This window comes from Lysobacter yananisis, from assembly GCF_031199375.1.
Taxonomy (GTDB): Bacteria; Pseudomonadota; Gammaproteobacteria; order Xanthomonadales; family Xanthomonadaceae; genus Lysobacter; species Lysobacter yananisis.
In genome coordinates, this window is record NZ_CP133568.1 from 3,041,609 (window position 1) to 3,060,959 (window position 19,351).

15 protein-coding genes and 1 pseudogene are annotated in these 19,351 nt (G+C 67.0%); 7 read left to right on the forward strand and 9 right to left on the reverse strand.

Annotated elements, in window-relative coordinates:
* Positions 1-87: 87 nt before the first annotated feature.
* Positions 88-1,446: pseudogene (locus RDV84_RS12920) on the reverse strand (alpha,alpha-trehalose-phosphate synthase (UDP-forming)); the annotation flags it as partial.
* Between the two features lies 1 nt (position 1,447).
* A complete protein-coding gene (gene otsB / locus RDV84_RS12925) occupies positions 1,448-2,203 on the reverse strand; it encodes a trehalose-phosphatase (RefSeq protein WP_309153631.1) in 756 nt (251 codons plus the stop codon).
* 303 nt (positions 2,204-2,506) lie between these two features.
* On the opposite strand from otsB, the gene RDV84_RS12930 reads away from it, so the two are divergent.
* The 4 genes from RDV84_RS12930 to RDV84_RS12945 all read left to right on the forward strand — a co-directional run bounded on the left by RDV84_RS12930 (position 2,507) and on the right by RDV84_RS12945 (position 6,154).
* Positions 2,507-2,887 (forward strand): VOC family protein, encoded by a 381-nt coding sequence (locus RDV84_RS12930; RefSeq protein ID WP_250449478.1) that lies wholly within the window; start codon positions 2,507-2,509, stop codon positions 2,885-2,887.
* Between the two features lie 32 nt (positions 2,888-2,919).
* Positions 2,920-3,549, forward strand: coding sequence for a UdgX family uracil-DNA binding protein (locus RDV84_RS12935; protein ID WP_309153632.1), 630 nt, complete (start codon positions 2,920-2,922; stop codon positions 3,547-3,549).
* A gap of 267 nt (positions 3,550-3,816) precedes the next feature.
* Positions 3,817-4,680 (forward strand): SDR family oxidoreductase, encoded by an 864-nt coding sequence (locus RDV84_RS12940; protein ID WP_309153633.1) that lies wholly within the window; start codon positions 3,817-3,819, stop codon positions 4,678-4,680.
* Positions 4,681-4,840: 160 nt separating this feature from the next.
* Entirely contained in the window at positions 4,841-6,154 is a 1,314-nt protein-coding gene (locus RDV84_RS12945) for a BON domain-containing protein (RefSeq protein WP_309153634.1), read from the forward strand.
* Between the two features lie 289 nt (positions 6,155-6,443).
* On the opposite strand, the gene RDV84_RS12950 is transcribed toward RDV84_RS12945, so the two are convergent.
* Genes RDV84_RS12950 through RDV84_RS12960 form a run of 3 tightly spaced genes read right to left on the reverse strand, consistent with a single transcriptional unit; the run spans position 6,444 to position 11,391 of the window.
* Complete coding sequence (locus RDV84_RS12950; RefSeq protein WP_309153635.1) at positions 6,444-9,716, reverse strand: hybrid sensor histidine kinase/response regulator; 3,273 nt, start codon at positions 9,714-9,716, stop codon at positions 6,444-6,446.
* Positions 9,717-9,718: 2 nt separating this feature from the next.
* Entirely contained in the window at positions 9,719-9,988 is a 270-nt protein-coding gene (locus tag RDV84_RS12955) for a hypothetical protein (RefSeq protein WP_309153636.1), read from the reverse strand.
* A 32-nt stretch (positions 9,989-10,020) separates the two neighbouring features.
* A complete protein-coding gene (locus RDV84_RS12960; RefSeq protein ID WP_309153637.1) occupies positions 10,021-11,391 on the reverse strand; it encodes a sigma-54-dependent transcriptional regulator in 1,371 nt (456 codons plus the stop codon).
* Between the two features lie 341 nt (positions 11,392-11,732).
* Between RDV84_RS12960 and RDV84_RS12965 the strand changes: the two genes are divergently transcribed.
* On the forward strand, positions 11,733-12,179 hold the full coding sequence (locus RDV84_RS12965; protein WP_250449484.1) for a hypothetical protein: 447 nt from the start codon (positions 11,733-11,735) through the stop codon (positions 12,177-12,179).
* A 10-nt stretch (positions 12,180-12,189) separates the two neighbouring features.
* Positions 12,190-13,161 (forward strand): mechanosensitive ion channel family protein, encoded by a 972-nt coding sequence (locus RDV84_RS12970; protein ID WP_309153638.1) that lies wholly within the window; start codon positions 12,190-12,192, stop codon positions 13,159-13,161.
* A gap of 302 nt (positions 13,162-13,463) precedes the next feature.
* On the opposite strand, the gene RDV84_RS12975 is transcribed toward RDV84_RS12970, so the two are convergent.
* On the reverse strand, positions 13,464-13,775 hold the full coding sequence (locus tag RDV84_RS12975; RefSeq protein ID WP_309153639.1) for a hypothetical protein: 312 nt from the start codon (positions 13,773-13,775) through the stop codon (positions 13,464-13,466).
* 56 nt (positions 13,776-13,831) lie between these two features.
* On the opposite strand from RDV84_RS12975, the gene RDV84_RS12980 reads away from it, so the two are divergent.
* Positions 13,832-15,139: a hypothetical protein gene (locus tag RDV84_RS12980; protein ID WP_309153640.1), complete on the forward strand. Its 1,308-nt coding sequence runs from the start codon at positions 13,832-13,834 to the stop codon at positions 15,137-15,139.
* A gap of 49 nt (positions 15,140-15,188) precedes the next feature.
* Here RDV84_RS12980 and RDV84_RS12985 read toward each other — a convergent pair whose 3' ends face one another.
* The 3 genes from RDV84_RS12985 to RDV84_RS12995 are packed head-to-tail and all read right to left on the reverse strand — an operon-like array spanning position 15,189 to position 19,064.
* On the reverse strand, positions 15,189-16,349 hold the full coding sequence (locus RDV84_RS12985; protein ID WP_309153641.1) for a hypothetical protein: 1,161 nt from the start codon (positions 16,347-16,349) through the stop codon (positions 15,189-15,191).
* Positions 16,349-17,044 (reverse strand): hypothetical protein, encoded by a 696-nt coding sequence (locus RDV84_RS12990; RefSeq protein WP_309153642.1) that lies wholly within the window; start codon positions 17,042-17,044, stop codon positions 16,349-16,351. Before RDV84_RS12990 ends, RDV84_RS12985 begins: the two co-directional genes overlap by 1 nt.
* Positions 17,034-19,064 carry an AAA family ATPase gene (locus tag RDV84_RS12995; RefSeq protein ID WP_309153643.1) on the reverse strand — a complete coding sequence of 677 codons (2,031 nt, stop codon included), beginning with the start codon at positions 19,062-19,064 and terminating at the stop codon, positions 17,034-17,036. Before RDV84_RS12995 ends, RDV84_RS12990 begins: the two co-directional genes overlap by 11 nt.
* Positions 19,065-19,351: the final 287 nt, after the last annotated feature.

Below are 19,351 nucleotides of genomic sequence, written 5' to 3' on the forward strand. Positions count from 1 at the left end.
GCGCGCGGCCATGCTGGGCGATGGCGATGGCGATGGCGCGGCGCGGGCTTCGCCGCGGACGCCGTCCTGGGCCGGCGCGGGCGCGGTCTCGGCCAGCGCTTGCAGGAAGCCGCGGCGCCAGGCGCCGATGTCGCTGGCGCGCAGGCTCGCCATCATCGCCGCCCAGCGCTCGCGCCGTTGCGCCAACGGCATGCGCGCGGCCGCGGCCACCGCGTCGGCGACTTCGTCGGCGTCGTGCGGATTGACCAGCAAGGCCTCGCCGAGTTGGTCCGCGGCGCCGGCGAAGCGCGACAGCACCAGCGCGCCGGGATCGGCCGCGGCTTGGCTGGCGACGTACTCCTTGGCCACCAGGTTCATGCCGTCGCGCAGCGGCGTGACCAGGCCGACCGCGGCGCTGCGGTAGAAGCCGGTCAGCGCGCTGTGCGGGTAATCGTGGTTGACGTAGCGGATCGGGGTCCAGTCCGGGCGCGCGTGCGCGCCGTTGACGTGGCCGGCCAGCGCTTCGAGCTCGGCGCGCAGGCTGCGGTATTCGGGCACGTCGCTGCGCGAGAGCGGTGCGATCTGCAGGTAGGTGAGCTGGCCGCACAGGTCCGGATGACGCTGCAGATGGCGCTCGAACGCGCGCATGCGCTCGGGCAGGCCCTTGGAATAGTCCAACCGGTCGACGCCGATGACCAGCCGCCGGCCGCCCAGGCTGTCGCGCAGGCGCCGCACTTCGGCCAGGGCGGCGGCGTCGGCGGCCTGCGCGGCGATGGCGTCGGTGTCGATGCCGATCGGGAAGGCGCCGATGCGGGTCGTGCGGCCCTCGTCGCCGCGCCAGCGGCCGCCGCCGAGCGCGCGCAGGCCGGCATGGGTTTGCAGGTATTCGGCCAGATGCGCCGCGTCGGTCCGGGTCTGCAGGCCGATCAGGTCGTAGGCGCGCAGCGGGTCGAACAACTCGCGGTGGTGTGGCAGGGTCGCGGCGAGATCCGCGGGCGGGAACGGCACGTGCAGGAAGAAGCCGATGCGGTTGTCCACGCCGAGCCGGCGCAACTGCGCGGCCAGCGGGATCAAGTGATAGTCGTGGACCCAGATCGCGTCGTCGCCGCGCAGCTCGCGCGCCAGCGCGCGGGCGAAGCCGGCGTTGACCCGCTGGTAGCCGTCGCTGCACTCGCGTCGATAATCGACCAGATCGACGCGCGAATGCAGCAGCGGCCACAGCACCCGGTTGGCGAAGCCGCGGTAGTAGGCGTCGACATCGTCCTGGCTTAGGTCGAGCGTGGCGTAGTCGATGCCGCGTTCGCGGCAGCGCTGCGGGATCTCGGTGGCGGCGCCGCTGCGGCCGCTCCAGCCGAACCACAGTCCCTCGCTCTCGCGCAGCGCGGCCTGCAAGGCGATGGCCAGCCCGCCGGGGCGTTGCGCGCCGGGCAGGGCGACGCGGTTGGACACGATCACGGTGCGGGGCATGTCAGCCGGCCTCCGCGGACACGCCGAGCCAGGCGCGCACCTGCGCCGGATCGGCGAGACGGTGGCGCGCGCCGGTATCGTCGCGTTCGCCGACCAGCACGCTGATGCCGCCGTGCGCGTTGACCATGGCGAAGCCGGGTTCGTCGGCCGGATCGTCGCCGGCGAACACCGGTACGCGGCCGCGGAACGGCGCCAATCCCAGCAGCTCGGCGATGGCGCGGCCCTTGTCCATGCCGTCGGGACGGATTTCGATGCCGTGCGCGCCGCGGTGTTGGCGATAGCCCGGCAGGCGGGTCAGCGCGGCATCGGCGAATTCGCCCATGGCCGCGGCCGCTTGCGGCGCGGCGCGCCAATGCAGGTTCAGGCAGGGGCCGTGCGCTTCGATGCAGGCGCCGGGATAGTCGAGGGCGAAGCGCGCGGCTTCGCCGGCCAGCGCCAGCATCGATTCCGGCGGCGCCGGCGCGCGCAGCGGCGCATGCGCGCTGCGCCGCTCGAGCCCGTGCATGCCGCTCAGGCACAGGTCGGCGCAGTCCGGGAACAAGGCCTGCAGCGATTGCAGCGAGCGGCCGCTGACCAGGGCCAGGGCGCCGTCGAGTTCCGCGGCCAAGCGGAGCAATCGCTGCGGCAATTGCGCCGGGACGCGGGCGAGATGGGGAGCGGGCGCGTGTTCGAGCAGACAACCGTCGACGTCGAGGAACAAAGCCCAGTCGGGCGCAGGCGCCGGCGGCGCGGTGCGCAGAGTGCGTATCGAAGCCATGAACTCATCCTAACCCCGCGGATGTAATGGATCGGTTCAAGGATTCGCCCGAGAACGCACGGAAAACCGCGGAAATCCGCGCGAAAACGACGGTGTCGGCAGTGTCTGCGCGAAGCTTTTTCCGCAGCGCGAAATTGTTTCGCGGCCGCGGCCTGGCCCGTCGCCGCGCGCCGGGCTCTGCGCGCGGCGACGGCGCGGACGCTCGGCGAGGTGGCACACCGTTTGCGTCGCTCTTTCGTCGGGATGCTTCGTTCGCGCATCCGCGCGCACCGATACGCCTTCATTCGAGACGGAGGAGACCTCATGCACAGGAGCCGACTGGCGCAACTGGTGATCGACTGCGAGACCACCGACCCCGACTGGGCCGCGCAATTCTGGGCGCAGGCGCTGGGTTGCCGCATCCAGGCGATCGGCGACGCGGCCGACGAGATGTACCGCCGCCTGCTGGTGCACGCCAACCAGCCCTGCCTGTTGGTGCAGGCGGTGCCGCACGCCAGCCGCGTGCACCTGGACATCGAGACCGACGATGTCGAGGCCGAAGTGGTGCGGCTGGAACGACTCGGCGCGGCGCGCATCGCCCAGGTCAAGCGCTGGTGGGTGATGGCCGCGCCGACCGGGCAGCGCTTCTGCGTGTTGCCGCCGCAAAGGCAGGATTTTCCGGCGCACAGCAACGTGTGGCGTTGAGCATGGCGGCCGCGGCGTCAGGTTGGACGGCGATGCCGCCGTTCGCCAAGCCGACCAAGGCGCCGGTGCCGCGCGCCAGCCTGCGCGCACTGCGCGCGCAGGCGGCGCAATGCCGCGCCTGTCCGCTCTGGCGCGAGGCCACCGCCACCGTGTTCGGCGAAGGGCCGGCGCGGGCGCGGGCGATGCTGATCGGCGAGCAGCCGGGCGACGAAGAAGACCGCAGCGGGCGGCCCTTCGTCGGCCCCGCCGGACGCCTGCTCGACCGCGCCCTGGCCGATGCTGGGCTGGACCGCAAGACGCTTTATCTCACCAACGCGGTCAAGCATTTCAAGTTCCAGCGTCGCGGCAAGCGCCGCATGCACGATCGCGCCAACGCGCACGAACAGGAGGCTTGCCGGATCTGGCTGGCGGCGGAGTGGCTGCGGCTGAAACCGCGCTGGGCGCTGGCGCTGGGAGCGATGGCGGCGCAGACCTTGTTCGGCGCCGCGTTCCGGCTCAGCCGCGAGCGCGGGCGCTGGATCGCGCTGGACGCGCGCACGCGGGCGATGGCGAGCTGGCATCCGTCCGCGATCCTGCGCTCGCCGTCGTCCGTCCGCGAGCAGCGTTACTGCGAACTGGTCGCGGATTTGCGCCGCCTGGCGCAGGCCTTGGACGAGGACTGATCGCAGCGGTTCGCAAGCGCCTGTGCGCGGCGGGCGATGCGGCAACCGATGGCGCGGCCGCGAACAATCTGCATGGGTGCGCAACAGTTCCCGTTCGCTGGCGCCGTCGTCGCCCGGACGAGGGCGGCCGGGATTGGCACGCGACTTGCGGAAGCTCCTGTTACAGGCCTTGGACGCGCATCGGCTGGATCGGCGCATGCGCATCGCGATGATCGCTGCCAGCCATCGGCGACGACCCTCGGCCGCTCACCTACAGCGAGGTTGCATATGAACGAGCCGGTTTCCCGCACGCCGCCGCCGCAGGCCCAGGACCAACAGCCCGGGCAGCAATCGCAGATGGTTCCGCCGCCGCTGAGCATCCGCGAAAGCTATCGCGGCAGCGGCCGACTGCGCGGCAAGGTCGCCTTGATCAGCGGCGGCGACAGCGGCATCGGCCGCGCGGTCGCGCAGCATTTCGCCCGCGAGGGCGCCAAGGTCGCCATCGCTTACCTGAACGAGGACGAGGACGCCGAGCGCACCCGCGAACTGGTGATCGCCGAAGACAGCGATTGCATGCTGATCCGCGGCGATCTCGGCGACCCGGCGCGCTGCCGCGAGGCGGTCGCCAAGACCGTCGGCGCGTTCGGCCGGCTCGACATCCTGGTCAACAACGCCGGCGAACAGCACGAAGTGGACGAGCCCGAGCAGCTCACGCCCGAACAGGTCGAACGCACCTTCCGCACCAACATCTTCGCCTACATCCACCTCGCCACCGCCGCGCTGGAGCACTTGCCCAAGGGCGGCAGCATCATCAACACCGGCTCGGTGACCGGCGTGCGCGGGCACGAGAAGCTGATCGATTACGCCGCGACCAAGGGCGCGATCCACGCCTTCACCTTCTCGCTGGCGCAGGCGGTCGCCGAGCGCGGCATCCGGGTCAACGCGGTCGCGCCCGGGCCGATCTGGACGCCGCTGATACCGGCCAGTTTCTCGCCCGACGAAGTGGCGCAGTTCGGCAAGTCCACGTTGATGAAGCGCCCCGGCCAGCCGGCCGAAGTGGCGCCGGCCTACGTGTACCTGGCCAGCGAGGAGGCGTCGTTCGTGACCGGGCAGACCATCCACATCAACGGCGGAGGACACATCAGTGCGTAAGCGCAAGCAAGCCCGCGACGATGGCCGCAGCGACCAAGTCGCCGGCACCGCGGAATTCAAGGCCGTCGCGCACGAGGCGCTGCGGCTGGGGGCGCGCGCGCTCGACAAGGGCCGCGCTTGGTTGAACCACATCGGATCCGACGACCTCGGGAGCGAAGACATGACTCAGCGACAAGATTCGAACGGCCGCGACAGCGAATCCCGGCGCCGCCCCGGTGGCGAGGACGAGCAATACCGCCGCCGCGCGGCGCGCGGCGAGGAAGGCGAGTCGTGGATGCACGACAAGGAGCGTCAGGCTGCGCGCACCGGTTACGCCGACTACGCCTACGATCCCGCGCGCGGCCGCGGCCGCGAGTACGGCCACGCCAGCGCCGACGACCACGGGCGCGGCGGCGAATATGCGCGCGAATACGGCGCTGGCGCCGACGCCGGCGAAGGCGGCCGCGGCTACGGCGAATCGGACGCGCGTTCCGGTTCGCGCATGCCGCGCGACTACGGCCGCGGCTGGCGCGAAGACGGCGCGCCGCGCGAGCGCGGCCAGCACGAGGCGTATGCGCGCGAGCCCGGCGAGCGCGGGCTCTACGGCGCCCATGGCCCGGGCGTACGGCCGGCCGATCCGCGCGGCGATGCGCACTACGACAGCGGCTGGCGCGCGCGCGGCTTCGACGAGCGCTCGCAGTCGGTGGGCTGGGAGGACGATCGCGGCGATGCGCCCGGCGGCTCGTCTCCGCGCCAGGGCGATCCGCGCCACGGCTACTACGTCTACGGCGGCGAGCGCGAGCGTCGGCACGACTACGACGAATTCGACCCGCGCCGCGGCCGCCACGACGACTACCGGCCCGGCCGCCGGCGCATGGGCGAGGGCTACGGCGAGTCGTCCGGCTACGCCGGCGGCGAGTTCGCCGGTTCGGGCTACGGAGCCGGCTTCGAGCCGAACCGCGAGTGGTCGCGCGAACGCGCCTTCGATGCGCAGTCGGCGTATCGGGAGCAGGGCATGCCCAGCCACCGTGGACGCGGCCCGCGCAACTACGCGCGGCCGGACCCGCGCATCGAGGAGGAGCTCAACGAGCGCCTGACCGAAGACGCGCTGGTCGACGCCAGCGACATCGAGGTCAGCTGCAGCCAGGGCAAGGTGGTGCTGAGCGGCGAAGTCGATGATCGCTGGATGAAGCACCGCGCCGAGGACATCGCCGACGCTTGCGGCGGGGTCAAGGACGTGGACAACCGCCTGCGCGTGCGCGGCCGCGAAAGCGCGACGCTCGCGGCGGATCCGCACCGCGGCGGGCGCGGCGAGAACGCCGGCCGTTTCGGCCCGACGCCGGCGGCCAAGACGCCGGCGGGCCCGGCGTCCGTGGCCCAGGGCAGTGGCGGCGGCGCCGGCGGCAACGCCGGTGCGGGAAGCAGTCCGGGCACCGGCGCCGGCACCAGCGGCGCTGCGCCGGCCGGTGGCGGTTCTTCTACGCCGCAACACTGACGCGGCGGCCGCACGATCCGCGCCGCGGCCGCAACCGGCCGCGGCGCGGTGCTGTTCGCGGCGCGCAGTTGTTCGCGGGGCCGGCGGGTCGCGCCGCTGCGCGCCATCTCCCGGCCGGACGTCCGCGTCGGCATGGCGGCGGCCGCGCATCGAGCGGTCGCGCCCAGAGCCACAGTCGTTCGCGACGGTACGAAGCTGTGGGTCGCGCCGCGCCGCCTTCGCGTCCTCTGCGAACCCGGAGGATGCCGCGCAAGCGACACAACGCGACGTTCCGCCCTGCCGCCCGCGCTCAGGACTTCGACGACGCCTGGCCCAGTCCGCGCTGCAGCGCCGCCTGGATGCGGTCGATCGACGCCGGTTTGATCAGGTGTTCGTCGAAACCGACCTTGCGGGTGCGTTCGCGGTCCTCGGCCTGTCCGTAGCCGCTGTACGCGATCAGGTACGGCGTGCGCGGCGCCGCGCGCAACGCCCGCGCGACGTCGTAGCCGTTGAGCGGGCCCGGCAGTTCCAGGTCGCACAGCACCACCTCGGCCGGCTCCTCGCTCCATAGCGACAGCGCCTGTTCGCCGTCGCCGGCGACGCGCACCCGGTGGCCGTCCAGCGCCAGCAAGGTGGCCAGGGCATCGGCGGTGTCGGCTTCGTCGTCGACGATCAGCACCCGGCCGCGCCGCGCCGGCGCGGCCGCGGCGGGCGCGGGCGCGGGCGCGGAATCGGCGGAATCGGCGGCATCGGCGGCGGGCGCCGCGGCCAGCGGCAGGCGCACCTCGAAACACGAACCCGAGCCCGGCCCGTCGCTGCGCGCGGCGACCTGGCCGCCGTGGCGCTCGACCAGGGTCTTGACGATGCTCAGGCCGAGCCCGAGCCCGCGCGAGCGCCAGTCCGGCGTCTGCACGAACGGTTCGAACAGATTGCCGGCGATATCGCGGTCCAGGCCCAGGCCCTGGTCGCATACCTGCACGCCCAGGCCGGCGGCGCCGTCGGACAGCGGCGCGCGCTGCAGCGACGCGCCGATGCGCTGGCCCGGCTCGCTCGCCTTGATCGCGTTGGAGACCAGATTGTCGAACACCTGGCGCAGGCGCGCGCGGTCGCCGTAAACGGGCGCGAGGTCGAGTCCCTCGATCGGGTCGAACACCACGCCGGCGGCGTCGGCGCGGGCCAGGTTGTCCTCGCGCACTTCTTCCAGCAGGGCGCGCAGATCCACCGGCTCGCGGCGCAGTTCCATGCCGCCCTGAGTGACCCGGGCGATATCGAGCAGGTCCTCGACCATGCGCTGCACATGGCGGTTCTGCCGCGCCAGCGTCGCCAGCGCGCGTTCGCGCTGCGGCGCGTCCAGGTCGGTGCGCTGCAGCAGTTCGCCGGCCGCGGCCACGCTCGAGAGCGGATTGCGCAGTTCGTGGCTGAGCACGGCGAGGAAGTGGCTGACGCGTTGGTTGGCCGCGGCCATCATCTCCAGCGCGCGCTTCTGGTCCTCGATGTCGGTGCTGGCGCCGTACCAGCAGCGCAAGCGGCCGTGCGGGTCCAGCAGCGGCTGCCCGCGCACGATGTGCCAGCGGTACTGGCCGTCGCCGGCGCGGCGGAAGCGCAGTTCGACGTTGAGCGGGCGGCCGTTGCGGATGGCTTCGTCCCAGCTGCGCAGGCCGTCGGCGAGATCGTCGGGGTGGCAGATGTCGCGCCAGTCCTGGTCGCCGCCCAGGCCGGTGTATTCGTACCAGCGGCGGTTCTGGTAGCGGATCGAGCCGTCGGGCTCGGCGATCCAGACCATCTTGGGCAGGTTGTCCAGCAGCGCGTGCTGTTCGGCTTCGGCGTGGCGCAGCTGTTCTTCGAACACACGCCGCTCGTGCACGTCGCGCAGGCCGCCGATCCATTCCAGCACCTTGCCGGCGTTGTCGGTCACCGGCACCGCGCGCAGGACCACGTGGCGCGCCTCGCCGTGCGCGCTGAGCACGCGGAATTCCAGGTCGAGCAGTTCCGGCTCGGCCGCGCGCAGATGATCGTGCCAGGCCGAGCGCACGCGTTCGCGGTCGAGCGGATCGACCGCGCCGAGCCAGCCCTCGCCGCGCGCCTGCGCGCGCGCCTGGCCGGTCAGGTCCTCCCAGCCCGGCGCGTCGAGCAGGCGCCCGGCGGCGTCGGCGTACCAGACCATGCCGGCGCCGGCCACGGCCAGGCTGCGGAAACGGCGTTCGCTGGCCTCTACCCGGCGCGCCGCCTCGACCCGGGCGGTCACGTCCAGCGCGTGCACCACCACGCCTTCGATCCCGTCGCCCTCGGGCCGGTGCGGCACGAACTGCACGTCGAAGTGCCGCTGCGCGCCGCGCCGCGACAGTTCCACCGGGAAGCGCACGGCCTGGCCGGCGAACGCGCGTTCCAGCAACGGCAGGTACGGCGCCAGCTCCGGCGCCGGATGCGCATCGCGCAGCGGCAGGCCCTGCAGCCGGCGGTCGCCGAACCAGCGGCGGTAGGCGCGGTTGCACAGGCGGTAGCGCTGGCGCGCGTCGACGTAGGCGACCAGCGCCGGAATCCGGTCGATCAGCGCGCGCATCAGCAGGCGCTGGGCGCGTAGCGCCGCGTCGCTGCGCTTGCGTTCACCGATGTCCAGCGCGAGCAGGGCGATGTCGTGTTCGGACAGGGCCTCGCCGGCGAGCAGCATCCACGACGGCTCGCCGCCGCGTTCGGGCAGGGCCACTTCCACCGGTTCGAACGCGCCTTCGCTGCGCAGCCGCTGCAGCAGCTCCGCCGGGACGCCGAGTTGCTCCAGCGACTGCGTGCGCATCGGCGCGGACTCGTCGGCCGCCGGCGCGAGCATGCGCTCGAAGCCGGGGTTGGCCCACCAGCGCCGGCCCTGGACATCGGCGAAGCACACGCCCCACAGGTCGGTGTCGAACACCGCGCGCAGGCGCCGTTCGCTCATGCCTTCCTCGGCGCCGCGCGGTTCGCGCAGGAACACCGCGTGGCCGGAGAACGCGTCGCGCGGCCCCTGCAGCGGCACCGCCTCGGCCTGTAGCGATTTGTCGCCGGCGCCGCGCAATCGCAGCGGCCCGGCGCGGTCCGGCAAGGCCTGCGGCCAGCCGTCGAACACGTCGCCGGCCAGGCGCCCGCGCGCATGTTCGGGGGCGACGTCGAGCAGACGCCCCGCGGCAGGGTTGAGATAGAGCACGCGTGCGTCGCGACCGATCAACGCGACGCCGTCGCCGACCTCGGCCAGCACCACCGACCACTGTTCCTGCTGCAGGCGCAAGCGGCTGCGCCGCAGCCGCAGCGCCGCGGCGATCCATACCAGCGCGCTAGCGCCGAACAGGAACAAGGCGCAACCGGCCAGGCCGATCTGCCCCCGCAAACCCGGCCAGAACACGATCGCCGCCAGCGCCGCCGCCACCGCCACGGCGCCGCCGCGCACGCCGTCGTACCAAGCCGCGAGCGCGACCAGCAGGTACAGGCCGAGCAGCGGCAGGACGTCGTGGAGATCCTGGCCAAAACGCGCGTGCCCCAACGCCAGCACCGCGGCCAACGCGGCGGCGGCGAGCACTTCGCGCGGCCGCAGCACGGCCGGGGTGGAGGCGGACATGGCTAGCCGCGCGGCGGCGCCTGCTCAAGCAGCGCCGCCGCGCGCGCGCAGGCGCCGCGCGCGCGTTCGAGGTTTTCCTGCGCCTTGACCACTGCGCCGCCGGCGAGCACCGCCTGGGCCGCGGCGCAGGCCATGCTGGCGGTATTGAGTTCGTTGCGCAGACGGTGGATCCAGCGCGCGGGGTCGAGCGCGGGCGCGGCCGCCTGTTCGGCGGGCGCGGGCGGCTGCGCGCCGGACTTCGGATCGGGCCGCTCGGGATCGTGTGCGTTCACCTGCTTAGTCCACCTCGCTCGGTCCGGGTCGTTCAATCCACTTCGCAACCGGCTTCGCGCAGGCGCGCGATCTGGTTGTGTACGGTGCGCACGCTCACGCCGAGCGCGCGGGCGGTGCGGGTGCGGTCCTGGCCGAAGTGGGCCAGGGTCTTGAGCAGCATCTCGCGCTCGATCTCGGCATAGCTCATGCCGACGCTGAAGCGGACCGTGCCGGGGTCCTCGGCGGCGGCGCGCAGGCGGCGCGCGCCGGGCACGATGCGCACTTCGTCGCCGGGCGCGGTCAGGAACGCGCGGCGTACCGCGCTGCGTAGTTCGCGCACGTTGCCGGGCCAGGGATGCGCGGCCAACGCGCCCTCGCTGCCGGCGGCCAAGCGCTTGCGCGCACCGTGCTCGGCATTGAGCTCGTCCAGGGTGGCGTGCGCGATCAGCACGGCGTCGCCGCTGCGGCTGCGCAGCGGCGGCAGGTCCAGGTGCACGTCGGCGAGGCGGTAGTAAAGGTCTTCGCGCAACGCGCCTTCCTCGACCGCGCGCAGCGGATCGCGGTTGCAGGCGGCGACCACGCGCACATCGATCGCGATCTCGCCGGCGCCGCCGACCCGGGTCAGCGTGCCGGATTCGAGCACGCGCAGCAGGTAGACCTGCAGCGCCGCCGGCATTTCGGTGATCTCGTCGAGGAACAAGGTGCCGCCGTGGGCCTGCTCGAAATAGCCGCTGTGGCGGCCCGCGGCGCCGGTGAAGCTGCCGCGTTCGTGGCCGAACAGATGGCTGGCGAGCAGGTCCGGCGCGATCGCGCCGCAGTTGACCGCGACGAAGGCGCCGCCGCGGCCGCTGAGGCGGTGCAGGGCGCGCGCGGCCAGTTCCTTGCCGGTGCCGCTTTCGCCGCTCAGCAACACCGACAGTGTCCAGGGTGCGATCCGCCGCAGGTCCGCGCCCAGCCGCTGCATCGGCGGCGAGCGCCCGATCATCCCGAGCGGATCGGCCGCGCGTTCCTCGCGTCCGCGCGCGGCGACACGGTCGAGCAATTCGCCGAACTGTTCCGGCACCAGCGGCTTGACCAAGTACTCCATGATCGGCCGCGCGACCGCGCGCGCCGCGGTTTCCACCGACGGATGCCCGGTGACGATGGCGATCTGGCCCGACTCGGGCAAGGCGTCTTCGTCGAGCAGTTCGAAGCCGCTGCCGTCGGGCAGGTCGAGGTCGAGCAGCAGCAGGTCCATCAGCGCAAGTTGCGCGAACCCGCGCGACTGCTCCAGCGAATGCGCCAGATACGGGGTGTAGCCGTGCGAGCGGGCGAAGTCCGCGGCAGAGCGGGCGAAGTCCTGGTCGTCGTCGACGATCAGCACCGTCGGCGCGGCGCCGGCGGGCGAAGCCGGCGTACCGGTGTACGCGAGGTCGTTGGGCACGGGCTGGCGATCCTGTCTGGGGAAACCCTGTTTGGGGGCTGGCCCTGTCTGGGTGCTGGCCCAATCTGGGCGCTGAGCCATCGCGAGACAGGGCGCGGGACGCTCACAGGGCACCGTAGCGCCGCGCCGGTTAAGCGAATGTTGGCGGAAAATGATTCGCGCGTGATGAAACATTTGCGCCGTCACGTTTCGCTGCGCCGGCCGCGGCGAACCCGCGAGCCCGGTAGGCGCGCAAGTTTTTATGGCGATGCGCGGCCGCCGGCGCGGCTGGCACGGGAGTTGCGTGGTCCTGGTGGCGAGCCGCGCATTCCTGCATCGGCTGCGTCACCGAGGAAGGCTCAATGCACAGGCTGCCGCTCGATCGTAACGATTTCATTCCGCTGCCGGCGGCCGTGCCGCTGGGGCCGGGCTTGTCGCAGCGCGCCGGCCAGACCGCCGCCGGCGACGGCGTGGCGCAGGCCGCGCACAGCATCGACGAACTGCGCGCATCGGTGTACCCCATGGCGCCGGAGGTGATCGACATGGAGTCGGAATTGGGCTATTGGCGCGGTCACTACCGCGGCCTGCCCGGCGGCAGCGCGCTGCGCTACGGCGACTACGAGCCGGCGGTGAAGCTCGGCATGGACGCCTTCATGCGCAGCCGCGGCCGCGGCATCGACGACATGGAAGACGAACTTGAGGCCTGCTACCGCCGCACCCGCGGCCTCAGCCGGCTGGATTGGCAGCAGGCGCGCGCGGTCGTGCGGCTGGCCTGGAACCATCTGCACCTGCGCGGTCTGAAGGCGTGAGGGCAGGGCGATGACGGGCGCGGCCGCGGCGTCGATCCTGGCCACCGCGGCGGTGCCGGCGGCGGCGTCGTTCGACTGGAGCGCGGTGCGCGGGCGCTTGCTGGCCGAGCTCTACCGGTTCGTCGCCGCCGCGCCGCTGCTGCTGCTCGCGCTGCTGCTGACCCTGGCGGCATGGTGGTTCGGCGGATGGCTGGCGCGGCGTGCGCTCATCGACCGCCTGGCCGGCGCCAACCCGTTCCTCAAGAACCTGCTGGCGACCACGCTGCGCGGCGGCTGCGCCTTGCTAGGCCTGGCCGTGGGCCTGCAGCTGATGAACGCCACCGCGATCGTCGGCGCGCTGCTGGGCACCGCCGGCGTGGTCGGCATCGCCTTGGGCTTCGCGTTCAAGGACATCATCGAGAACTACATCGCCGGGGTGCTGCTGAGCCTGCGCCAACCTTTCCGCCCGCACGATCACGTCCGCATCGCCGAGCACGAAGGGCTGGTGATGGCGATGACCGCGCGCGCGACCGTGCTGATGACCCTGGACGGCAACCAGCTGCGGGTGCCGAACGCGATCGTGTTCAAGAGCGTGATCCTCAACTTCAGCCAGAACCCGAGCCGGCGCTTCGAGTTCGACCTCAGCGCGCCGTTCGACGGCGCCCTGGAGGCGACGCAGGCGCGGATCCGAAGGCGGGTGGAAGCGGTCGACGGCGTGTTGCGCGAGCCCGACGCCGAGGTCTTGCTGGTCTCCAGCGGCGACGGCAAGGCCGGCGTGCGCGTGCGCGGCTGGATCGACCAGGGCCGCAGCGATATCGACCAAGTGCGCAGCGCCGCGCTGCGCGCCGCGACCGCAGCATTGCAGGCCGATGCGGCCGCGCCGGCGCCGGCCGCGGCGGCCCGTCCCGGTGCGCCAGAGCGCACCCGCCAGCATCTGTTGCGCGCCGGCGAGGCTGGCGCGGGTTCGCGCGATCTGCTCGATCCGGCCGCACCGGCGGAGTGACGCGGGCGGCGTGCATTCGTTAGCTCGATCAAGGCTGCGGCCCGATGCGATGACGCTCCGCTAGCGCCGCGAAACCTAGCGTGGGGCGATGACGAGAAGTTTCAAGCGCTAGAACTCAAACTGTGCAAGCACCTGCGCGAAGATCGTACGATCATGCTAGGCGTAGGGGGAGCGGACTGCGGCTCGCCGCCGGGGAATGGGTCTTCCCGGAACATAACGTGGAATTCTGCGAAGTGCCGGTTCCATTTGCCAGGCAGGGCGGCCAACTCTTCTAAGCTCCAGCTACGGGAGCACGGCAGGTCTCAGTCCTTGGCCAGCGCGTCGATCAGATCTGAGACCGCTCGCGCGACATCGGGATTCACGCTGGACAGTCGGGCGAGCTTTCGCTCCAGCTCGGAGAAACTTCCGTCGGCGTGCGTATGCGCACCTTCCACCAATGACTGTGCATATTTGCACACTCTTAGTGCGTGTCCATCTAGCTTAGTGAAGCGACCTGCCGCGATACGGGACACCTGCGACGCGTCTATCTGCAGCACTTTGCCAATAGAAGATCTATTGATTCCAGGTAGTTCCATGGCTTTGTGCAAGAATTCCATGGCGCGTTCGCGGTTCATGTGGAAAGTATGCAAATTTGCACATATACTTGCAACCGCATAAGGAAGGAGCCTGAATGGAACTCGCCTCACTCGGTGCGACTGCTGATTCCGACCCATACGTCTCGTTTGAGGCGTGGACTCGTCAGCGCAAGATTGTCTCCATCGGGAGCAATGCTGGCGCAGAGCCTTTGCCCTTCCAGGAATGGCACCACTTCAAGGAGGCGTTCGCGCCTGAAGTGGTGGCGCGGGCGGTACGCGAAAGTCATCGCCCGGTTACGACATGCCTTGATCCATTTGGGGGTTCTGGTACCACCGCACTGGCCAGCCAGTTTCTCGGCATCTCGCCGACGACCATTGAGGTCAATCCTTACCTGGCTGATCTCATCCAAGCCAAATTGCGTGCATACAACCCTGATCTCTTAGCGCAGGATTTTCGTCGCATCTTGGCGATCACCTCTCGTAAGGCCGGCGATGTGCGTCGACTTGGCAAGCTTCCCGCCACCTTCATCGAATCGGCAAGGATCGAACGCTGGGTCTTTAATAGTACCGTCGCTCGTCGTATAGCTTGTCACCTGGAAGCCATCGACACACTACCGAATGTACAGCATCGAAGACTCTTCCGCGTCTTACTTGGCGGAATGCTTGTGGCCGTGAGCAATGTCGTCATCAATGGCAAAGGGCGTCGCTATCGGCGTGGCTGGGAAGAGCGTCGCACGGTACCCGAGATGGTAGATATGCTATTCAAGCAGCGCTGCCAAGCTGCCATCACGGAGATCCATGAGCATCGATATCGCCGGCATCGTGGCCACACGGTGCTACGCGGCGACTGCCTCCGCAAGCTTTCCAAAGCACCGCCGTCAGATCTTGCGGTTTTCTCGCCTCCCTATCCAAACTCCTTCGACTATACCGACGTCTACAACGTGGAGCTTTGGATGCTGGGCTATCTGAATAACGCCGATAGCAATCAGAAGCTCCGCAAGTCCACGCTGTGCTCCCATGTGCAATTAAAGCGGGAGTACCTCCCGGCACCTGCCGGCTCGCTTCGGCTTGCTAGGGCGCTGGGTAAGCTGCAGCGAGAGCGCGACAACCTGTGGTCTCCTTGGATTCCAGACATGATCGGTCACTACTTCCATGACATGTGCAAGGTCCTTGGTCGCGTAGGAAACCGGCTGACCCCGCGTGGCGAAGTCTGGGCAGTCGTAGGCGACAGTCGTTACGCCGGAGTCCAGATCCCTGTCGCGCGCATCCTGGCCGATTACGCCCCGATGTTGGGTTATCAGGTAATCAACATTGAGCCGTTTCGCTCGATGCGCGCCTCAGCCCAGCAAGGCGGTCAGCACCAGCTTGCCGAATCTCTGCTGGTGCTGCGGAAGGCAGGCTAATGCGGCAGGAGAAAGCAGACTTGACGTGGCGTGGTCCCGATGAAGGGCGCTACTTATTCGTTGCTGCTTTTTTCGCGGCTTTTTTTCTGCCCTTCTTGCTCGTCTTGGCGTCGACCTTCTTGCCCTTCCCTATACCGGTCATTGTGGCCGATTTAGTCTTTGCGTCGACTGGGGCCTCCATTGCGTAACGACGCAGGCGTACGTTCTGGTCATCAGCCAGCTTATCCAGATCTTTCATCTCATCGGTACGATCTTTGCGCCCATCAAAGACGCACGTGTAAACGGCCTCTGTGTCGCTGCGCCGATAGTCATTCGCCTGCTTGATGCCCGAGGTTATCCATTGCCTATGGTAGGTAGGGCCCGCACCCTCAACCAGAACCTTTAACTCAAGCATGGTCGTAGTGTAAGGCTGGAACGGTGTGCCCGGTTGCGAGGGCCACATGACCCTGACATCACACCGCCCTCCCTTTCCAACGAGCTCTTCGTCGACGATCCCCCGAAGATGCTTATAAGAGGCGCCGAGATAGATGATTAAGTAGCTTTGAATGCGCTGTTCGGGGTTGGGTTGTAGCTTGTACGGATCTTCTTTGCCCACCCACACAAATTTTGCTATTGGGTTTTTTGCATAAAGCAAGCTGGTCTTATGGAACTCAAGCACATCGTCTTCGATCCGCTTTGCGGATAGTGGCTCCTCAGATAGGCGAGAATCGTAGACGACAGGATTCGCGCACCAATCCTCGATATCAGCACCGGGCAGATGGTACATCATGCGTTTCTGGGATAGCTGTGCGATAACAAATACATCGTTCGCACTCAGATGGTCTACGGCTAGTGCAAATGCGTTCTGTAGCGAGCTGATGGAAGGGCGCACCGTATAAGCTGCACGGAAGTTCTCATTGCCCAGAATCAAACCCTGAGTCTGTTGGTCATGTGCACCAGAAAAGAATCGACACCACTGCATCTCAAGACCACTGAGGCGGGGCCGTTCAATATCCGGTGCTTCGCTAAATACGAACATCACAATCTGATTAGGGCTGATCTCACTTTTCTCAAGTGGATTCTTATTTGCAGTGAGCCAGTCTTCGAACCAGTTCTGGCAGTGCTGGATGAACCGCAGAGCGGGGTCGCCTGAGGGTGTTGCCTCAACCGACTGTAGTGTTTGCAGTTCATCTTCTGAGATCTTTTCAACTGCGCTATCGTTGCTTGCCATCAGGCCACCTGCGCGCTACGGCGGAGTAGTAACGACTGATAAGCGGCTACAACGTCCCGTCGATTGTAGGCTCCTTGCTGATCCAGACGCTCCTGGATCGTGCTCAGCCCTTCCACTGTAGGCGTTCGTTCACCAGGGACTTCCTGAAGCTCCAACGAGTCGCCAAGACGCTTCAATGCCCTGCGATATGTCAGATCCGCACTCAAGATGCTGTCGAGGGCGCTTTCCGCTTGAGCCATCACGCCAACGTGTTGGGTTGCTGAGGCGGCCGCCAAGCACATGTCGAGGAGAAAGCGATATAGGCGGGCACCGGTGATCGTTTCACGCATGATGCGCGCCACCTCTAGTCCCTTCAAAGTAGGGCGGAAGTAGCCTTCAAACTGAAGATCTCTCAGTGCTGGATGCGCTTTGAAGTCTCCCACCGATACCATCCCCCCCATCACCAAACCTCCTAGCGCAACGTGCGCCTGGCGGTAGTAGGGCCCTTGGGGTGTACGCCTAGCGCGTTGCCTCAATGGGTCGATGGCGTAGTAACGACTTGATGCAAATGACATGAAGAGCAAGGCGTGTAACCGCTCTCGCGATACTTCGGGAAGCCCAGCAGCCTCGTTAGCAACAAGGAGGAATAGCACCCATCGGGTGAAGAAGAGCCGATCATGATCGGCCACGGTGATCGGTTTGCGCTTAGCTGCCAAGGTAGCTCCTCAGCTCGCTGGAGAGCTTCTGCTTCGCTTCGTCATCCTTAAGAACGCCGGGTTCCTCGGCAAGCTTCATTAGATCGATCAAGCGACTGTGCTTGGCTTTAGGCAGTTTTCGCACGGTACCTTTGTTGGACACCAGTCCCAGCAGGGCCGGAATCATCGTTGTCCCATTTACGTTAGAGGTCGCGATCAGCAATCGCTTCCCTTCCTCGGGTGAGAACTTGCGGATCATCTGAGCGGCACGTGCCATAAACCAGGAATCCAAACTGGCCTCTGGGGTTTCCATTACGAGCATAGTGGCTCCGTCATCAGCCACCATATCCAGCAGCGTCATACGGAATGCTAGATCCAGGAACTCTTTTTGAGACTCGGACACGCTTGTTGCAGTGAAGCGATCGTGTACAGCCAGATGGGTGCTAGACGTCATCGCGATGCGAAAGGTAGGTAGATTTACCTGCGCCGCGCCCGTTGCGACCTTGAACCGATGGTTGCGCGTGAACTTTACCGAAACACTTTCATGAAGGAACTGTTCAGCGTAACGCTGCAGACGGTTCCCAAGATCACTCTCTAATGCACTCATCTCTAAGGTGAGCTTATCGATCTGCCGTTTGTACTTGACACCCAAGTCCGCGCGTTTCTCGGCGAGTGCGTCCAGTGCCAGCCGCTCCGCCTCTAGGTCGGCTAGAAGTGGGGTCTGAGCGTCATCAGAGGCAACGGGAAGCTGAGCATTGAGCTGCTCTACCCGCATCATCAGCTCATGACGCTTTGCTACGATGGGTCTTATATTAGTCAATGCTGCCGCATAGGCTTGGTCTTGGTCTTGTAGCGACCTCTGTTGGGCGCCTATATCCAAGCGCAATGATTCGACCTTCTGTTCGATCTTCTGCAGCACTTTGGCGGTTATCGGAACCACATTGCTGTTTTTTGTCTTTACAAGTGAGGTGTTGCACACGAAGCAATGCTGCTCACGTAGTCGCTTGCTTATGTTTTCTACCTCGCGCTTTCCGCCCTTGCCACAGACAAAGCAGCCTAGATTTGATCCCAAGCCTTGCATGAGCATCTGGAACTTATCGTCCAAACTGGGAAGGGCCTGAGCTATAAAGGCGGCATCCTGATGATGGAAGGCGTGAGTCTCTTGATCCAGAGAAATTAACAATGATTCGATTCTGCGATCGATTTCCTCTCGCTGACTCACTAGGCTGGTGACATGGTCGTTGGCTGTCTTGTAGCTACGGTTGATTTCTTGCAGCTCAACACTTGCCGCCGCGAGCTTGCCACGAACATCATCCAGATCGACGTTCTCAATCCGGTTCTGTGCCCGAGCCAGTTCATACCGGTCCTTACGCTGGTTGTACTGATACGTGCGGTTTCGATAATCGGTATCAACGCCCTGGATGTCAGAGTAGAGCTTGTTTAGACTTTGGCCGATCTTCTCATCGACGAAAAGCATCTTGAACAGCTCAAGCTGCGCGGTCGGCGACCACAGCAGTGGAAGCCGCTCTTCAGTAAAGAACTGAACGTAGCGTACGACCATGTGGAAATCGTATGCGTTCGCCAAGCCCGACAGTTCGGCCATCAAGGCGAGAAAGCCCTGGGGATCCGGTGTGTCCACGGTCCTGCCGCCGATCAGGAGCTTTGTGATTTCCAGATTGGTCAGGCGACGGGTAACGGTGACTTGTTTTCCACCAATCCGGAATGTCAATGTGGCTGTAGCGTTAGGTTGTAGTACAACCCCAGCCCTATCCTGAAAGAAACCAAATTTTTTGGCTGTGACAAGGCTTCGGCTACTAACTAGGCCCATGTCGCGGGCAGACTTGGCGGGATTGGTTGGACCCACTAGCATACGTAATAACAGATTCAGCAAGGTGGTTTTGCCAATGCCGTTGATGCCGGCAATGACCGAAACGCCCTTGTCGAAAGCCAAGTCTAGGCCTTGCTTGTTCGAGCCTGGATACAGCGGGTAATTCAGTACTCGCAGCCGTTCGACGACTGGAAGATGAATTGCTGAGCGCATCAACTTCTCCCTGAGTGCTCGTTTGTCCCCTACGAGCGTCCTATATCTATCGACCAGATTGGTCCGCTGATCATTCGGGCTAGAGCAGAATAGAAGGATAGCTTTAGCCTGTTCAAGGTAGCCACATCAAGATTGCTGTTGTTAAAAGTGAGGCTGGGTAGGCTGGCCGGTTGTGACGCCGGATCACGTTTAGCTATTCCGCCGCTTGGCGCCCGACCTGCATTACAACGTCGCATCGCTGCCCGCGCGTCGTCGCTTTTGCGCCTCTAAAGACGTGCACGTAGGTC

Bases quoted from the DNA above. Each gene is read 5' to 3' on its own strand.
- otsB (WP_309153631.1), bottom strand. From the start codon at position 2,203: ATGGCTTCGATACGCACTCTGCGCACCGCGCCGCCGGCGCCTGCGCCC.
- RDV84_RS12930 (WP_250449478.1), top strand. From the start codon at position 2,507: ATGCACAGGAGCCGACTGGCGCAACTGGTGATCGACTGCGAGACCACC.
- RDV84_RS12935 (WP_309153632.1), top strand. From the start codon at position 2,920: ATGCCGCCGTTCGCCAAGCCGACCAAGGCGCCGGTGCCGCGCGCCAGC.
- RDV84_RS12940 (WP_309153633.1), top strand. From the start codon at position 3,817: ATGAACGAGCCGGTTTCCCGCACGCCGCCGCCGCAGGCCCAGGACCAA.
- RDV84_RS12945 (WP_309153634.1), top strand. From the start codon at position 4,841: ATGACTCAGCGACAAGATTCGAACGGCCGCGACAGCGAATCCCGGCGC.
- RDV84_RS12950 (WP_309153635.1), bottom strand. From the start codon at position 9,716: ATGTCCGCCTCCACCCCGGCCGTGCTGCGGCCGCGCGAAGTGCTCGCC.
- RDV84_RS12965 (WP_250449484.1), top strand. From the start codon at position 11,733: ATGCACAGGCTGCCGCTCGATCGTAACGATTTCATTCCGCTGCCGGCG.
- RDV84_RS12970 (WP_309153638.1), top strand. From the start codon at position 12,190: ATGACGGGCGCGGCCGCGGCGTCGATCCTGGCCACCGCGGCGGTGCCG.
- RDV84_RS12975 (WP_309153639.1), bottom strand. From the start codon at position 13,775: ATGAACCGCGAACGCGCCATGGAATTCTTGCACAAAGCCATGGAACTA.
- RDV84_RS12980 (WP_309153640.1), top strand. From the start codon at position 13,832: ATGGAACTCGCCTCACTCGGTGCGACTGCTGATTCCGACCCATACGTC.
- RDV84_RS12985 (WP_309153641.1), bottom strand. From the start codon at position 16,349: ATGGCAAGCAACGATAGCGCAGTTGAAAAGATCTCAGAAGATGAACTG.
- RDV84_RS12995 (WP_309153643.1), bottom strand. From the start codon at position 19,064: ATGCGCTCAGCAATTCATCTTCCAGTCGTCGAACGGCTGCGAGTACTG.